The following is a 16765-nucleotide window of genomic DNA, read 5'->3' as shown; positions in this document are numbered from 1 at the left end:
CTGGATTTTTAAACGCCAATCAAGGATGATAATGACAGATTTTTAAATATACGTCTGAACGTCCAATTTCTGGAATTATCTCAGACTATTTCACTCTAACGCCGCAGGTAACCCAACTATGTATAAATTGGTACTTATTCGTCATGGAGAAAGTCAGTGGAACTTAGAAAACCGTTTCACAGGCTGGCACGACGTTGACTTGACCGACACTGGTGTAGCACAAGCAAAGACCGCAGGTCAGCTTCTTAAAGATGCTGGATTTACATTTGATCAGGCTTATACGTCTGTGCTTCTTCGCGCAATCAAAACACTTAACATTGCACTTGAAGAGATGGGTCAGCACTACCTTCCAGTTGAGCGACACTGGCGTCTGAACGAGCGTCACTACGGTGCGTTAACAGGTCTAGACAAAGCAGAGACTGCCGCTAAGCATGGTGAAGATCAGGTTAAAATCTGGCGTCGTAGCTTCGACATCCCACCTCCGGCCGTTGAAGATGATAGCGAGCACTTCCCAGGTCACGATCCGCGTTACAACAATGTAGATGCTGCTATCTTGCCACGTGGCGAGAGCTTGAAGCTAACTATCGAGCGTGTACTACCATACTGGCACGACGTTATCCGTCCAGACATTCAAGCCGGCAAGCGTGTGATTATTGCCGCACACGGCAACAGTCTTCGTGCCCTCGTTAAGTATCTAGATGGTATGTCAGACGAAGAAGTATTAGGTCTTAACATCCCTACAGGTGTGCCACTAGTATACGAACTAGATGAAAACCTTAAGCCAATCTCTAAAGAGTATCTTGGCGATGCTGATGCAATTAAAGCAATGATGGATGCAGTTGCTAAACAAGGCCAAGCGAAATAAGCGTAAACCTTTTAAATACTAAAAAGCCTGCTCAAGCAGGCTTTTTTATGGGTATCTGATTATGACTAGTTTAGTTTGGCACTTTGACTAGCCAGTTGTGGGTATCTTCGGCTTTACCCCATTGGATATCATTTAACGCCTGTCTAAGTTTCATAGTGACCGGGCCAGCTTCGCCGCTTCCAACCTGATACTCTTTGTCGTTATGAATAAAAGTACCTACCGGCGTAAGCACAGCCGCTGTACCAGACAGCGCCGCTTCTGTATTTGGTTTTGCAGAGCGTTCTAATAGCTCTTCAACTGTAATATCACGCTCACTTACTTTCATGCCGTGATCTTTAGCGATTTGAAGAACGGTTGCACGGGTTACTCCGTGTAAGAAGCTAGAGTCTAACCCTTTTGTAATGATCTCGTCACCGTCAATAAGTAAGAAGTTTGCTGCTCCAGTTTCTTGAACGTCACCATTAGGACAAAACAGTATTTGATCAGCCTGAACTTCTGCGCGGGCTTTCAGAATAGGTGGTAATGCACTGGCATAATTACCGCCACTTTTTACCATTCCCATATGTGGAGCGCACCGCATCCCTGTTTCGTCTAGTAACAATCGAAGCGGCTTTGCTCCGCCCGCAAAGTAATCACCCACTGGAGACAATAATACGTATAGCATCGAATCTGCTGACGGTGCTGCTGCCTTGCCAATAGATGCCTCTGTACCAATGTGGGTAGGACGAATGTACATAGAACCAGGAGGCTCAGGAACTTCAGAAGCATACTTTGCAACAATATCGATAATCATCTTTTCAACTTGCGCTTTATCTATTTCAGGCAAATTTAAAAGGCGGCTACTTTGAGCAAAGCGCTCAATATTCTTATCCATTCTAAATATATTGATGCTGCCATCTTCATGCTTAAATGCTTTTAAACCTTCAAAGCATGTACTCGAATAGTGAAGCACGTGTGCACCAGGGTGAAGCTGAATACTGTCTGCACTGACAAATTCGGTGTCAGTCCACTTATCGTTGACAAAGGTAGCAAGTGCCATTTGTGGCATGAATACTGTACCGAATACGGCCATTAGTTCGTCCTATTTACTTCGACTAGAAAAATACTCGACAGAGTTTACCAAAAAACCTTCATTTTGCTAAAAGTAAGTCGATTCTATTAAGGCTTTTATCGAATAAGAATGTCTATAAATACTGACAACACAAAAATAATGGGGGCAAAGTCCAAATTTCTTGATTAGTTGCGCTGGGGGAGAAGGTAATTACTATGGTTTGATGGTTAGCGTAATAAAGTACTATGACCGCATTTTTTTTGGCGCAGAAAGCAAAAAACCCGCCGTTAGGCGGGTTTTTCTTAATGGGACCTGGCAGTGTCCTACTCTCACATGGGGAAGCCCCACACTACCATCGGCGCTAATACGTTTCACTTCTGAGTTCGGAATGGAGTCAGGTGGTACCGTATCGCTATGGCTGCCAGGAAAAACTGGTAACAATCTAGAAAACTGGATATCAATTCAATCGTGAGTAACTGCTTTTCACTCTACTTACTTTAGCTTGTCTACAACACTCAAAAGCCTAAAGCTTCTTGGGCGTTGTATGGTTAAGCCTCTCGGGCAATTAGTACAGGTTAGCTTAACGCCTTACAACGCTTCCACACCCTGCCTATCAACGTCATCGTCTATAACAACCCTTCCAGAACTTAAAGTTCAGGGATGACTCATCTTTGGGCCGGCTTCCCGCTTAGATGCTTTCAGCGGTTATCCGTTCCGAACATAGCTACCGGGCAATGCCATTGGCATGACAACCCGAACACCAGCGGTTCGTCCACTCCGGTCCTCTCGTACTAGGAGCAGCTCCCATCAATCATCCAACGCCCACACCAGATAGGGACCGAACTGTCTCACGACGTTCTAAACCCAGCTCGCGTACCACTTTAAATGGCGAACAGCCATACCCTTGGGACCGACTTCAGCCCCAGGATGTGATGAGCCGACATCGAGGTGCCAAACACCGCCGTCGATATGAACTCTTGGGCGGTATCAGCCTGTTATCCCCGGAGTACCTTTTATCCGTTGAGCGATGGCCCTTCCATACAGAACCACCGGATCACTATGACCTACTTTCGTACCTGCTCGACGTGTCTGTCTCGCAGTTAAGCTAGCTTATGCCATTGCACTAACCTCACGATGTCCGACCGTGATTAGCTAACCTTCGTGCTCCTCCGTTACTATTTGGGAGGAGACCGCCCCAGTCAAACTACCCACCAGACACTGTCCACAATCCCGATTAGGGACCAATGTTAGAACATCAAACATACAAGGGTGGTATTTCAAGGACGGCTCCACACAATCTAGCGACTGTGCTTCAAAGCCTCCCACCTATCCTACACATGTAGGTTCAATGTTCAGTGCCAAGCTGTAGTAAAGGTTCACGGGGTCTTTCCGTCTAGGTGCGGGTACACAGCATCTTCACTGCGATTTCAATTTCACTGAGTCTCGGGTGGAGACAGCGTGGCCATGGTTACACCATTCGTGCAGGTCGGAACTTACCCGACAAGGAATTTCGCTACCTTAGGACCGTTATAGTTACGGCCGCCGTTTACCGGGGCTTCGATCAAGAGCTTCGTCCGAAAACTAACCCCATCAATTAACCTTCCGGCACCGGGCAGGTGTCACACCCTATACGTCCTCTTACGAGTTTGCAGAGTGCTGTGTTTTTAATAAACAGTCCCAGCCACCTGGTCACTGCGGCCTCCACTTGCTTACCACGCGAAGTGTTCACAAACAGAGGCGTACCTTCTCCCGAAGTTACGGTACAATTTTGCCGAGTTCCTTCACCCGAGTTCTCTCAAGCGCCTTAGTATTCTCTACCTGACCACCTGTGTCGGTTTGGGGTACGGTTCATATAATCATAAGTTTAGAAGCTTTTCCTGGAAGCAGGGCATCAACAACTTCACTCCCTTGGGAGCTCGTCTCGTGTCTCGGCCTTAGAATTCCGGATTTACCTAAAATTCCTTATCAGGGGTGCGCTCTAACCAGCTGAGCTACAAGCCTATTTTGCGAGGCGGTCGGCGTTGTGACCTCACCGCTCTTATTCGAGGGCAGGGCTGCAACCATCCGAGCTACAAGCCTTCAGTTTACTGCACTTAAACGTTGTTTAAACCAAGTCGCTGACCCATTATACAAAAGGTACGCAGTCACCCCATCACTAAGCACCCTGCTTGATTTTCGCGGTTTACCGTTGGCTGCTTTGCAGGTCAACGTTAATCGTTATATCAAGGGTTAGCACTTTGTGAGTCACATCACTAAAGGCACTTAGTGATGGCCCACACAGATTGTCTTGTCTAAATTTTTAAAGAACGTTGCGACTTCGTCGCAATTCACTAGAAGCTTTGCTTCTTAGTGACTCACCCTGTTCGAGTGAGGTGCGCATTATACGCTGGAAGTTTTCGTTGTCAACACTTTTTGAAAGTTTATTTTCTGAAGCGCTTCTTCTAAACTCCCGTCTTTACTGGCCTATAAAGGTAGTAGAGACTTACTTCAGGAGGCTTGCTGTTTTGCTTTTCCCCCGAAGCGGATGCGCATTTTAGGGAAATGAGCGCTCACGTCAACAAGTATTTTAAAAAAATCCTTATTTTTCGATCGTTTGCATAAACAATGTGCAATACGTTCATAAAAACCACTAATCACGCTCACTTTTAGCATTCTATAAGGTTAGATAATTGGAAAGTCTCACCGTGTACTATAAGTTTAAGTATCACTATTTGAATTTCTCATTGCCTTTACGAGTGTTTATATGAAAGTTTCAGAATTCAAAACTGCTGGAAAACTCATAACCGGTCTTGGGGCTATAAAAGCCCTCACTGATGAAATGGCGAGATTATCCATAAAGGACTGTGCCATCGTTACTGACAAAGGCGTTTCTTCATCTGGTTTGCTTGACCAACTACTCACTCTGTTACCCTATTCACCTTTACTTATTATTGACGACATTCCACCAGAGCCTGAAGTGAATATCATAGAAGATAAGTTAGCGGTACTTAGAGAGAAGCAAGTAGACGGAATTATTGCTCTTGGTGGAGGTAGCGCTATTGATAGCGCAAAAGTACTTGCAGCTACCTACGATCATGCAGGCCCCCTCAGTGAACTCTTCGGTGAAAATACGCTTTCGAAACGTCGCTTGCCTCTTATTGTTATCCCTACTACCGCTGGTACAGGTTCAGAAGTTACCAACATTGCTATCTTGTCAGACCCGATAGCACAAATGAAAAAAGGCATTGTTAGCCCCTGCCTATTACCCGATGTAGCTATTGTTGCACCTGAGATGACAAAAACATGCCCACAGTCCATTACAGCAGCAAGCGGTATAGACGCATTCGTTCACGCGCTTGAAGCTTATATAAGTGTAAATGCTAGTCCGATAACCGATGCTCTGGCAGAAAAAGCACTGAAGCTTATCTTTAATTCATTACTTCACGCTTATAATAATGGTGAGAACTTATCAGCACGTGAAGATATGGCCACCGGCAGTTTAATGGCCGGTCTTGCGTTTGGAAACGCGGGCGTGGGGGCAGTACATGCCTTAGCTTATCCACTAGGGGGACGGTTTCACCTGTCACATGGCATGAGTAACGCGGTAATGCTACCCCATGTATTGAAAATAAATGCGCCGTTCTGCCAAGACAAACTTTATTGTGTAGCTAAACTTTTAAAGGTATGTGAGCGCCACCACTCAAAAGAAGAAGCTATTAAACTATTATTAGTTGCTATTGAAAAACTGTGTCGCGATGTAGGCATTCCCGCTTCACTCTCCTACTTCAATATTCCACCATCTTGTGTAGTTGAACTAGCAGAAGAGGCAAGTAAAGTAACTCGCCTTCTTCGCAATAACCCCAAACAATTGAGTATTGAAGAGATTGAAGATATCTATCGGCTTGCTTTTTAAAAAGCGTGTTGACTTGATAACGATTAACAAAGCCTTGTTACATAATTAAGAGGAAATCAATATCAACTACTCCGAAACAGAGCTAATCAAATGCTGCTAAACGTTTTCACCACGTTTACTGAGACAGTAACGCAGCGGCAATTCGCTATTATGACGCTACACCACTACCTGTTAGCTTAGTATTAAGAGGAACGTTCTGGCGTTTTGTACTGTTCAATGAATTTTTTAGGAGGCAGACCCATAAACTTTTTAAAAGACGTAGAAAAATAAGCCCCCGTTCCATAACCGACATCTAAACCGGCATCTAGGGTAGTACTTCCCTTCATTAGAAGAGGAATTGACTTTTCAATACGAAAACGAGAAAGGAACTCATTGAAGTTATAATCAAAGAGTTCAGACATTCTTCTGTTTAAACTTCTTGCGCTCATCATTAATTGAGACGCTGCTTGTTCTCTGTTAAACCTTTCGTCTTGGTAGTTTTTTTCTAAGACAGCAAGAAAGTTTAAATAAAATGCAACGTCTTTTTCATTTAGAAACTCAGGTATGCTGAGACAGCCATATTCGAAGATTGTTGTTTGTTCCCCTTCTTCTTTTAAGCTTTTACCCCTCATGAAAATGAGGTGCTCTATTCGCATTATAATTTCTTCGCTGGCGGCCGGTTTGGAAATGAAATAGTCAATTTTTGCCTCCAAAGCGCGTTTTTCTAATTCATTTCCTGTTGTCGCGGCCAGCATTAAGATTGGAATAGCTGATAGTCGTTGGCTATTTCTCATGCTGTTTGCCAGTGATATACCATCCATCTCTTGCATAAACTGATCTGTGAGTACTAAATCTACTAAATAATGTTGCAACACCTCTAAGGCTTGTCTGCCATTTTTTGCAACTAAACATCTAAAGTTTTCAGACAGTAAATCAAAGAGATAGGTACGGAACTCTCTATTGCCATCTACGATCAGTATGGTTTTTTCTCTTGAGTCGAACGGGCTAAGAGGCATCTTGGTAGCCCGTGAGTTGACGAAATCAATATCGTCCACTGGAAGGATAATAGTAAACTTACTGCCAACTCCCTTTTTGCTCTCTAACGAGATATTCCCCTGGTTCAACTCGACTAAGTTTCTTACTGTAGCGAGGCCTATTCCATCGCCATCTTGAAGCGTATTTCCTCGAGTAAATCTCTCGAAAATCTTTTCTTGCAATTCCTTATCTATACCGTCACCGTCGTCTTGAACAACGATTTTCAATATTTTACTATCGAGAGAACATACTATACGGATATTTCCTCGTTCTGGTGTGTACTTAACAGCGTTTGAAATAAGGTTGCTTAATATTTTTTCTAAGCTATCGCTGATCAGTGATATGCGCTTTTTACCATTGACCTTAAAGTCAATAGTTTGCCTTTTTTGCCTAGCTAACGGCTCAAGAGCGTTTACAATAAACTTAATGTCACCAACGGTATACAACTTGTAGTAATCTGCTGCTTCTATTGCTTGTGGCGTTTCATCACGCAACTGCTTAAGCAACTTCTCTACTCGCATCATGTTATTCGTGATTGAGATGAATTCTTTACTGCTTTGATTTTTGTCGTCAGATAACTTTTCCAAACACCCCTTAATCACTTGCATTGGGGTTCTAAGCTCGTGAGCGATATTACTGATATAGCGCTCTTTACTTCTAAGCATTTTTTCAAACTTTGACTGACCGTCAGTTATCTCGTAACGCGTGATATTCCGGTAGAGTGCTGTAGATTGGAATTGCGAGAATAACCAAATACCAATTTTAAATCTCCAACCAATTAAAAAGGTAAACACAATAAATAGGTAAAATAAGAATCCTTCTCGCGCCAACCAAAAAGGAGGGGCTATGGAAAATGAAACTCGGTTTGTTTGGCCAGCAACGTTTCCTACGACAGCCCTGACTTCTACCGAATGCGGCCCGTGCGCAAGATCACTTAATGATATAGTTATAAAATCATTATTGTGCGGATGCCATTGTTCTTCCCCGTCAATTTTAAACTCAAGCATGCTATGAGCACTATCTAAGAATTCATTTGAAATGAATTCTAGCGTTAATTCTTCAAAGTCATTTGAAAACGTGAAGTTCGTTAGACGAGGCAAAGGCTTTTTGTGAATACCTGAACTGTCGCGCCATTTCATTTCATTCAAGATCGTCTTTGGAGCAACTTTTCTCTTATTAAAAATTTTTTCGAAAAACAATTCTTCATTAATTAAATACGAATATTTATCGCCTTTGATTAGTAATCTGGTGCCAACTTTTATAAAGCTTTTGTACTCGAAGTCAGAGTCATAGATACCAAAAGAACTGTCTACCCTTCTCAACGTGCCACTATCTATATCTTTTACAAATAAGCCCATATTCGACGCCACCCATAAATGGGTATCTCCCGATAGATGTACACCCCTTATAAATCTAACCTCATTATTCTGAAAAATTTTGGACTTACTAATCGCACCTGTTTTTTTATCGATAGCTTTCAAACCAGAACCCGACGTGCAAACCAGATACTCTATATTTATCTCTAACAAACACTGAATACCAAACCATTTTGCGTCAGATGCATGTATCGTTCGCCATGTATTTTTTGTTAATTGAAAATGAACATTGTCGTAAACATCATATGCGGCAAGACCACCATTGGAGAGTAATATAGTGTCGGTTAACTCTTTTGGTGCTGCCAATTTATCTGACATCGTATTATTTTCAATCAAGTAAAAGTTCGCTTCAGTACCATCATCCAAATATGCAAAAAAGGTTGTCTCATCTTTGATAACTAAGTGCGTGGATTTACTACTGCAGAAGTTTTTCCCGTATCGTAGCAACAATTTCCCTGCTAACTTCTCACGATCGGAAAGACAATTATTTATAACCTCACTATGCTCCCATGGCGTTAAACTGGCTGAATCCATGTCTATTTTAAAAAGTTTATTCTTGGTCTCCACAAGAGATTCGTTCGCAATGTTGATACTTTTTGTTATATGCGTACGAAGTGGCTCTTCATTTAAGCTCACAAAGTTCGTAGCATGATTATTCGAGGAAAGTGTAATTAATCCTAGCTGGGAAGATGCTAATAACATTGTATCTTGCGGCCCACGAGAAATCTTCGTGATACTTGATATGGAATCTGAAGCCAAGATTGGATTCATAAACCTTGGTACAACTAATTTATCTCCTTCTAGTTTACGAAGACTACCATCTGATACCCATATTTCACCGTCACTAGATTTATATACATCTTGGATATAAGCATGTTCTGATTTTTCTATCTTTAAGAATTTAGATGCATCATTAACAATATAGAGACCATTGCTCCCTCCTAAATACAAGGTACCATCGATTTCGTTTACATAAGTCGCATCATTCAGTTTAGGGTAAAGTTTTGAAATTTTATGTTCGCGAAGTAGTAAGGAGTCAAAGAATATTTCAACATACCCCTCCAGCGAGGCAACTAGCGCCTTTTTATTTGTTGTGTTTATTGAGTAAACATCACTTAATTTAAAAGATGAAAGCTTCTCATTTATTGAAAACTCATCAGTTAAATTTTTCCTACTAATAACAAATACATTACTTACAGTTGATACAAAAAGGTGAGTTGGACTCAATCCAATAGTCCATGCAAAGTTAGACCACTTTCGTCCTAAAAAAGCTTGCTCTGCAACTCGTTTTTTGAGGTTGTACTTAAAGACACCTACACCGTATTCAACTATCCATAAGTCATCACCATCTATTTTTAAATCTGAGATGATCCCAGTTCGGTCATTAAAAGTGTTGTAATTCAGTTTCCTTGCTCGATTACCGATTAATTCGAACACGCCATTCTCTGCTGCTATGTAAACAACATCTTCACTGATGGTAAGGTCTCGAATTACGCCTGAAGGTATCCCATCAAATATGGTTTTTCCCTCTAGATTAATACCGACAGCATGACATGTAGGAAGAATGCTGTAAGTTATAATTATTAAAATTGAGACAAAAGATACAATTTTAGGTAAGAATCTGTGATATGACCCATCTTGCATAGATAACATCCTTGTTATTCATTTACTTTTTATCTGCGGTAATGCAACTCACTAATAAAAAGGAAAAACCATGAATATCGAACAAAAAACAAACATGCAAGAACTAAAAGAAGAAGAATATACTAAAGTATATGGAGGTGTTAATCCCATAGATACTTCTTGTATCTGGCCTTCACTGCACCCATTAGGCCCAATAAAACCCAAAAGACCAACTGAAAAAGACTTGGATATCTAAACCAATAACCACTTCATCCCAGCGTTTTCAGCGGCTTGCTGGTCATAAATATAGTCGCCCACATACAGGCAGTCTTCCGGCTGTAGCTGCCATGTATTCGCGACCATTAATAGCGCTGTGGGGTCTGGCTTTGCGGGGGCATCCTCACGAGTTAGTACATAATCGATAGGTATATTGTTGTTTGCTAATTTTAATGCTGTAGCCTCTCTACAGTTACGAGTTACTATCGCCATTGGCAAGTTGCTAGCTTGTACCTTTTTAACCATTTCCTTACCGATATCGAGCCATTTTGCATTTTGAGCGTCTTCTAGTTCGTGCTTTAAAATAGTACTGTGAGCACGCGCTCTTGAATTAGCACAGACGATGGAATCAACAAAACCAAGAATATCTTCATGTTGTGGGCAACCAATGTCGGCACGTATCTTTGTGAAATCTAAACTTGACTCTACCAGCGTACCATCTAAATCAAATATCACGCCTTTTATGCCCGTTAAGTTCATGGTTTTACCTTTGTACTACTTTTATTGTTAGAAACATTTTTAGGTTAACTGTTACGAACATTAACTAATTATGGGTTCAACACGAGCGCAAATATAAATTAAGTTTACCCTTATGCCTGCATGCTTTAGCATAGCCGCTCTTTTTTTATTACATTCAATTTCAGGTGTTTAATGGGTGTTTTTGCTGCGCTGGGAACTGCGCTATGTTGGGCAATTGCCGCTCGTTTATTTCGCGTAACCGGCAATGCTTTTTCACCGCTTACCATGAATTTCTGGAAGGGTTTAATTTCCATCGTCATTTTAGCGGTGGTACTGTTTTTCGTTCAACCATCTGGATTAACTACCAATATTATACTGTGGCTGTTATTAAGTGGCTTCATTGGTATAGGCATTGGCGACACCTGTTTCTTTAAAGCCCTACAGAGCATTGGCGATAGCCAAGCGGTACTGGTAGCCGAAACCCTTGCACCTTTATTTACCGCACTTTTTGCTATGGCCTTTATTGGCGAATGGATTACCTGGCAGCAGTGGGTTGGCGTGGCTGTAGTGCTTTTTTCGGTGGATATGGTCATAAAGGCGCGTAAACGCAGTGCAACACATATATTCGCTACAAGTGGTTACTTATTCGGCGTAGGCGCCGCACTTTGCCAGGCTATAGGAGCCGTTGTGAGTCGCGACATTTTGGGTTCGGGCGAAATAGATGCTGCCAGCGCTGCATTTTTACGCCTTACAGGCGGTATGCTTTTTGTCGTTCCTTTGATTGCCTTCACCAACACTAAATTCCTCCCTGTTGTTTCCAGAGAAACTAAAGTGTGGCCTGCATTTATTTTAGCTACACTACTTGGCACCACGGCTGCAATATATTTACAAATGTTTGCTTTCGCTTACGCTAAAGCAGCTGTTGTTCAAACACTTATAGCTACCAGCGCATTAATGTCAATTGGTGTGGCATGGATGCTTGGTGAGAAACCATCAAAAAGCATATTTGCATGGTCTGCTATTGCTTTAGTTGGTGTGGGTATTTTGGTAACCTTCGGTACGTCATCTGTACACTGACAAGTGGGCATGAAAGAATTGACGTTTATATTCGCGTTTTAGCAAATGCCCAGTAGCACTTACTATCGCGAATAAGTATTATTATAAAAAAAGTATTTTCGTTTACCCATGTTTGTAGAGCGCTTTTTACATTTTTTCTTTTGCACATTTCTCTTTATCGCGGCAACCGAAAGCGTTGCAAGCGACGACATTGCAGTTGTAATTGAAAATGCTCGCGCTCCCACCTACGACTGTCCAGATCCAGCTAATTATCAGGCGCTTGAAAGTGCTCTTTCCAGTGAATTGCTTTCTCAAACACAGTTATTCGACTTAACTGTAGCGAAAACGCACTACATGATTTGTAGCGGTAAATTTCAAGAAGCACAGGAGTTACTTTTAAAAACAATTACACAAACCGAAGTAGATGAAGACTCCTATGCTTTTGCTTCCGCTATTTATCAAATAGGTTTTACATACGACGTTCAAGAGAGCCCCGCTAGATGCAAGTATTACGAACAAGCTCAGTCGTTAAGCTCGCCTAGTCACTATGGTGACATCTATACAAGTGCTTCCATGGCACTAATAAACTATTGCTCTGGCACAACAGACGCAGGCGAAAGGCTCGGTAAAATGTTTGCCTTTGTCGAGCGCTATTCGAAAGACGGGCAACCTGCCGAACTCGCCCATATCCACAACAACATTGGCTTGTTATATGGCGGCATAGAACAACATGCTCTTGCAGCAGAACAATTTTTAAAAGCACACGAAATGGGATTAAAGGTTTATAAAGGCAGTAATCGAACCGCCATACTCATAAGTGCTATTGTTTCTTTACTTAGCAGTGGGCAGCATGATGAAGCGTACAAGAGACTGTTGGAATTTGGTCGTTTAAATAGTGAACTAAGTACACCGCTGACGGAATTTCATTATCAGTATGCTTTGTCTATTTACTATAGAAAAACTCGCGATTACGTAAACCTCAACTATACATTACCCGACTTAGTCAAAACTAGCGATGCGGTTTCAAGCTCTTTTGGAAAGCTACTTGTTGATTGGCACGAAGCAGAAATTTGCCTTCAAAGCGGTGATTTGGCGTGCATTAAAGCCTATCTTTCAAAAATGCGAGATCTCAATGACACAGCCATTCCCGCTAATTTCCGGAGCAATTTAGATTATCTGAGTTTTAACGTAAACATGCATATTGCACTTGGCGATCTAAATAAGATAAAAGAGTCTCACGAACTTTATGCCGAAGAAGTAGAGCGCCGCCGTATAGAAACACAAGATTCGGCACGTATTGTTAGTACAGCCATGTTCCATTCCAGAATAAATGACTTAGAAAATCAAATACAGTCGGCGGAAAATAGAAGAAGGAACACATTGGTTGCCTCTATCTCTGTTTTTGTTTTATTGTCATTAGTTGCTTCTTTCGCATTGCGCAAAAAGCACCTAGCAAGCAAATCCGTTGACCCAGTCACGCAACTCCTCAACGCCGAAACCGTTATCAACCGTATTAATCGTCTAGAGTCACCGGAGCCAGGAAGAGCAATTGCTATTGCTATTTTCGATATCAGTAATTTTCGGGATGTTACGCGCAAGCTAGGTTCCTCTAAAGGAAATAATGTTCTTAGACAGCTTGCAGAAACACTTCAAAACCTAACACGAGGCAATGATATTTTGGGCCGGTATGGCACAGAGCAATTTATTTTATGCCTTCACAATATCGAAGAGCGCAGCGCTCGACAGTTCTTTGAAAGAGCTCAGCAAGCTCTCGACAACACTTTTGATAGAGCCTCAGAGGTCGACCCTATCATCATAAAATCCACTATGAGCCTGTTCATAACGTCAGAAAAAATTTCTGGCTTAAGTGATATTCTCGACGAAATGACAATGTCAATTGATATAGACTGTCGCCACGCTTAATTTTCGGTCATTTATCAACCTAAACATCTTGCTATCTACTTTCTATCATCAAAGTTTTGTAGAACTATCGATATAGACTTTAACACGCATGCAATACGCGTTATGAACTACTAGTATCATTTTAACCAAAGAAACTGATAAAGGATTCGTAATGACAAGGCCTTCTGCTGTGTTTTTCGATATAAATGAAACTCTTTTAGATATGGGGCCGCTTAAGCGTGGCTTAGCTGAAGTTTTAGAGGCAGACGATACATTGGTCGACCTATGGTTCGCAAACCTACTTCATCACAGCCTTGTGGATGTCGCGTCTTCTCAGTATCACGATTTCATTCAAATTGGCGCAGCGACTCTACAAATGGTTGCACATGCTAAGGGAATATTTGTAAGCCGTGAAACTGCGCTTTCAACCATAAGTAAGCACATTACAACATTACCCTCTCATAGCGATGTCGGACCTACTTTACGCTGGCTCCAGCAGAACAACGTACTCATTGTTGCTTTGTCGAATTCATCAAAAGCTGGGTTAGATGCGCAACTTGCTTACGCAAATATTGACCATTATTTTGCACACATATTAAGTGTAGAGAGTATAAGTAGTTATAAGCCTCACGCAGAGGTTTATAACTGGGCTTGCGAACGAGTAGGAATTGAAAACCAAAAGGCGATGATGGTAGCTGCGCACGGCTGGGATGTCAGCGGCGCTAAGGCGGCTGGAATGCAAACAACATTCGTAGCAAGGCCAGGGAAAATGATGTACCCACTGGGTCTCTCACCGGACCATCATATATCAACACTTGGAGAGCTAAAGAACGTAATAGCTATGAAAACCTAGTAATACCTTTCAGCCAAATTGTAAAAAGCCTTACTTAAGGTAAGGCTTTACTCTCAATGACGACAGACGCTAGAGTTTTACTAATTCAGTTTGCTTTGCTTTAAACCCCATACTGCTGCATGAATTGCGCTTTGTTTCCAGTGCATTAAGCTGTCGCTTCAACCACACCTTCTGTATTCCCGATTTAGCTAAATCCATTTCACCACTGACGCGTGTGATTTCTTTCCCAACATTAACACAAGCTTTTTTGTTTGGTTCAAATCCACCATTTGCAAAAGCTGCTGACGAAAACATTAAAGTAGAAAGCACAAAAAGTGTTTGCTGTTTCATAAGAGTCCCCAACTACTCATTATTTTTTACACATTTGTATTTTAAAAAGTGGGTAGGTTATTACCCCGGAAAGTCAGGAAAATATAGCAGTCTCGTTTTATTATTTGCGTGTGAAAAATTATACGTGGCAATGAAACTAGCTTAATTTCATTGCCATTGAACATTCATACTTTAACAATGAAATGCTTTTAATAATTCACCAAGCTTGGCTTTTTTATTTTAACGGCTTTCCACTTGCTAATCTTTACATCCTTTTTATCAGCCACATCAACAGCAATCTGTGGCATTGTCACGATTTAACAAGCGCAGGTATTAAACCACCTAACACTGTATCGGACAAGCAATCTATTAACAAAAATATGACATTAGCGTCTACAAAAAACGAAGATAACTTTTAAGCTAAAGTCGACTTCCGGCCGCCATCTTCTCTACCGTATTTAATATCGCTTTGCCCATTTCATCCAGCGCCAGTATTTTTTTAGCTGCGCCCTTTTCTATGGCTACTTTTGGCATACCAAAAACTATACAGCTATCCTCATTTTGGCAAAAAGTCTCGCTACCCGCGTTGCGCATCTCTAATAACCCGCTTGCACCATCACTTCCCATACCTGTCAGCAAGACCCCTATTGCGTTATTTCCTGCACTTTTGCACATAGAGTTGAACAATACATCTACCGAGGGCTTATGCCCTGACACTCTTGGTCCATCACTTAGACGAATGCGATAGTCTGCTCCGCTTCGCTCTATTTCCATATGCTTATCGCCCGGCGCTAGATACGCCTGACCTGGAAGCAAACGCTCGCCGCCTTTCGCTTCTTTAACCTGCATTTGACAGACAGAGTCTAGCCGACGTGCATAGGTAGAGGTAAACCCTGCCGGCATGTGCTGAGTGATCACCGTTGCAGGGGCGTTAGCAGGAAAGGTTCGCAGCACCTCTTTTATTGCTTCGGTACCGCCAGTCGAAGCGCCTATGGCAATGAGTTTTTCTGTACCCGAGTAGCTTACCTTATTTACAGAAGCAGCCTTAGCTGGCGACGCTTTCTTTACTTTTGAACGGGCGGCCGTTCGAATTTTATCAACGATTAACTCGTGATATTCCGCCATGCCTTGTGCTACACCAATTTTGGGTTTGGCGACAAAATCAATCGCCCCTAACTCTAACGACCTTAAGGTGGCGTCGGCCCCTTTTTCTGTCAGTGTTGAAATCATTACCACGGGGGTGGGCCTGGCATTCATAAGCACTTCAAGAAAGCGTAAGCCATCCACTTTCGGCATCTCAATATCCAGTGTTATGACATCAGGAGACTTCTCAAGCACCAGTTTTTTGGCTACAAACGCATCAGGTGCGGCACCGACGAGTGCCATGTCTGGCTCACTTTTGATTATTTCGCTGAGTATTTGGCGGATAAGCGCTGAATCATCTACTACCAACACTTTTATTGTCATAACTAGTCCTCAAATAAATCTACACTGCCGCTTGGCGCTTGCTTCGATAGCTCCCAGCGGTGCTGGCTTTCTCGCTCAATAATTGTTGCGTTGTTGAGTTCGTGAATGCGCTTCATCAATACGCTGCCGTCACTTGGAAAAAAGTACACTTTACGAGCGTAAACATCACACAAGTCGCTCGCTAAAATTGGTATGCCCTCGGTATCTAGGAACTGGGTTACAAATTCAGCATTAAATTTACCCACATCATTTTGGACGAAAGAGGGCACTACCTTCCCTCCTCCAAAAACCTTTGCTTTAAGACGTTCCTTTTTTGCACCTACTTTAACAAGCTCGTTAATAAGAATTTCCATAGCGTGCACACCATACTTTGCTGCCATTCCCTGAACTTGTTCGAATTCACTTGCCGATTTATTCACAGTTGGCAGCATAAAGTGGTTCATACCGCCTATTCCCGCAGTAGGGTCGAACAAACACGCCGCAACGCAAGAACCGAGTACCGTGACCAACACTTTATCTTGTGAGGTTACAAAGAACTGGCCGGGTAACAGCTTTACTGCTTCTTTAGAAAAGCGCTTGTCGTAATAGCTTATAGGCAGTTCAAAATTGGTCGACGCCACTG

The 16765-nt window shown here is 42.2% G+C and carries 12 protein-coding genes, 1 rRNA gene and 1 other annotated feature; of the genes, 6 read left to right on the top strand and 7 right to left on the bottom strand.

Annotated features, from left to right (window positions below):
* The first annotated feature begins 118 nt into the window (after positions 1–118).
* Positions 119–865 (top strand): 2,3-diphosphoglycerate-dependent phosphoglycerate mutase, encoded by a 747-nt coding sequence (gpmA, locus tag BK026_RS16160; RefSeq protein WP_071816767.1) that lies wholly within the window; start codon positions 119–121, stop codon positions 863–865.
* A gap of 70 nt (positions 866–935) precedes the next feature.
* Here gpmA and BK026_RS16155 read toward each other — a convergent pair whose 3' ends face one another.
* A complete protein-coding gene (locus BK026_RS16155) occupies positions 936–1937 on the bottom strand; it encodes a branched-chain amino acid aminotransferase (protein ID WP_071816766.1) in 1002 nt (333 codons plus the stop codon).
* A 289-nt stretch (positions 1938–2226) separates the two neighbouring features.
* Positions 2227–2342: ribosomal RNA gene (gene rrf, locus BK026_RS16150) — 5S ribosomal RNA — on the bottom strand.
* 118 nt (positions 2343–2460) lie between these two features.
* Positions 2461–4118, bottom strand: a sequence feature (23S ribosomal RNA rRNA prediction is too short).
* A 541-nt stretch (positions 4119–4659) separates the two neighbouring features.
* On the opposite strand from rrf, the gene BK026_RS16145 reads away from it, so the two are divergent.
* Positions 4660–5808, top strand: coding sequence for an iron-containing alcohol dehydrogenase (locus tag BK026_RS16145; RefSeq protein WP_071816765.1), 1149 nt, complete (start codon positions 4660–4662; stop codon positions 5806–5808).
* Positions 5809–5990: 182 nt separating this feature from the next.
* On the opposite strand, the gene BK026_RS16140 is transcribed toward BK026_RS16145, so the two are convergent.
* Positions 5991–9842 (bottom strand): ATP-binding protein, encoded by a 3852-nt coding sequence (locus BK026_RS16140; protein ID WP_071816764.1) that lies wholly within the window; start codon positions 9840–9842, stop codon positions 5991–5993.
* Positions 9843–9912: 70 nt separating this feature from the next.
* Between BK026_RS16140 and BK026_RS19710 the strand changes: the two genes are divergently transcribed.
* On the top strand, positions 9913–10077 hold the full coding sequence (locus BK026_RS19710) for a hypothetical protein (RefSeq protein ID WP_177247922.1): 165 nt from the start codon (positions 9913–9915) through the stop codon (positions 10075–10077).
* On the opposite strand, the gene BK026_RS16135 is transcribed toward BK026_RS19710, so the two are convergent.
* Positions 10074–10577, bottom strand: a complete 504-nt coding sequence (locus tag BK026_RS16135; RefSeq protein WP_071816763.1) for an HAD family hydrolase — start codon at positions 10575–10577, stop codon at positions 10074–10076. The two genes, BK026_RS19710 and BK026_RS16135, sit on opposite strands and share 4 nt — an antisense overlap.
* A gap of 171 nt (positions 10578–10748) precedes the next feature.
* On the opposite strand from BK026_RS16135, the gene BK026_RS16130 reads away from it, so the two are divergent.
* The 3 genes from BK026_RS16130 (at position 10749) to BK026_RS16120 (ending at position 14367) form a co-directional block, all read left to right on the top strand.
* On the top strand, positions 10749–11633 hold the full coding sequence (locus tag BK026_RS16130) for a DMT family transporter (RefSeq protein WP_071816762.1): 885 nt from the start codon (positions 10749–10751) through the stop codon (positions 11631–11633).
* Between the two features lie 108 nt (positions 11634–11741).
* Positions 11742–13535: a diguanylate cyclase domain-containing protein gene (locus tag BK026_RS16125; RefSeq protein ID WP_071816761.1), complete on the top strand. Its 1794-nt coding sequence runs from the start codon at positions 11742–11744 to the stop codon at positions 13533–13535.
* Between the two features lie 151 nt (positions 13536–13686).
* Positions 13687–14367: a haloacid dehalogenase type II gene (locus BK026_RS16120; RefSeq protein WP_071816760.1), complete on the top strand. Its 681-nt coding sequence runs from the start codon at positions 13687–13689 to the stop codon at positions 14365–14367.
* Positions 14368–14436: 69 nt separating this feature from the next.
* Here the strand turns inward: BK026_RS16120 and BK026_RS16115 are convergent, their stop codons facing one another.
* From BK026_RS16115 to cheD, 3 genes are all read right to left on the bottom strand, one after another.
* Complete coding sequence (locus tag BK026_RS16115; RefSeq protein ID WP_071816759.1) at positions 14437–14697, bottom strand: hypothetical protein; 261 nt, start codon at positions 14695–14697, stop codon at positions 14437–14439.
* 399 nt (positions 14698–15096) lie between these two features.
* Positions 15097–16143, bottom strand: a complete 1047-nt coding sequence (locus BK026_RS16105; RefSeq protein ID WP_071816757.1) for a chemotaxis response regulator protein-glutamate methylesterase — start codon at positions 16141–16143, stop codon at positions 15097–15099.
* A gap of 2 nt (positions 16144–16145) precedes the next feature.
* Positions 16146–16763: a chemoreceptor glutamine deamidase CheD gene (cheD, locus tag BK026_RS16100; RefSeq protein WP_071816756.1), complete on the bottom strand. Its 618-nt coding sequence runs from the start codon at positions 16761–16763 to the stop codon at positions 16146–16148.
* Positions 16764–16765: the final 2 nt, after the last annotated feature.

This window comes from Alteromonas sp. V450, from assembly GCF_001885075.1.
GTDB lineage: Bacteria > Pseudomonadota > Gammaproteobacteria > Enterobacterales > Alteromonadaceae > Alteromonas.
The sequence above is the reverse complement of the archived record's forward strand: the minus strand, read 5'-3'. Positions and strand labels throughout refer to the sequence as shown.

Coding starts and splice junctions, on each gene's coding strand:
- BK026_RS16145 (WP_071816765.1), top strand. CDS start 4,660: ATGAAAGTTTCAGAATTCAAAACTGCTGGAAAACTCATAACCGGTCTT.
- BK026_RS19710 (WP_177247922.1), top strand. CDS start 9,913: ATGAATATCGAACAAAAAACAAACATGCAAGAACTAAAAGAAGAAGAA.
- BK026_RS16105 (WP_071816757.1), bottom strand. CDS start 16,143: ATGACAATAAAAGTGTTGGTAGTAGATGATTCAGCGCTTATCCGCCAA.
- BK026_RS16130 (WP_071816762.1), top strand. CDS start 10,749: ATGGGTGTTTTTGCTGCGCTGGGAACTGCGCTATGTTGGGCAATTGCC.
- gpmA (WP_071816767.1), top strand. CDS start 119: ATGTATAAATTGGTACTTATTCGTCATGGAGAAAGTCAGTGGAACTTA.
- BK026_RS16120 (WP_071816760.1), top strand. CDS start 13,687: ATGACAAGGCCTTCTGCTGTGTTTTTCGATATAAATGAAACTCTTTTA.
- BK026_RS16135 (WP_071816763.1), bottom strand. CDS start 10,577: ATGAACTTAACGGGCATAAAAGGCGTGATATTTGATTTAGATGGTACG.
- BK026_RS16125 (WP_071816761.1), top strand. CDS start 11,742: ATGTTTGTAGAGCGCTTTTTACATTTTTTCTTTTGCACATTTCTCTTT.
- BK026_RS16140 (WP_071816764.1), bottom strand. CDS start 9,842: ATGCAAGATGGGTCATATCACAGATTCTTACCTAAAATTGTATCTTTT.
- BK026_RS16115 (WP_071816759.1), bottom strand. CDS start 14,697: ATGAAACAGCAAACACTTTTTGTGCTTTCTACTTTAATGTTTTCGTCA.
- BK026_RS16155 (WP_071816766.1), bottom strand. CDS start 1,937: ATGGCCGTATTCGGTACAGTATTCATGCCACAAATGGCACTTGCTACC.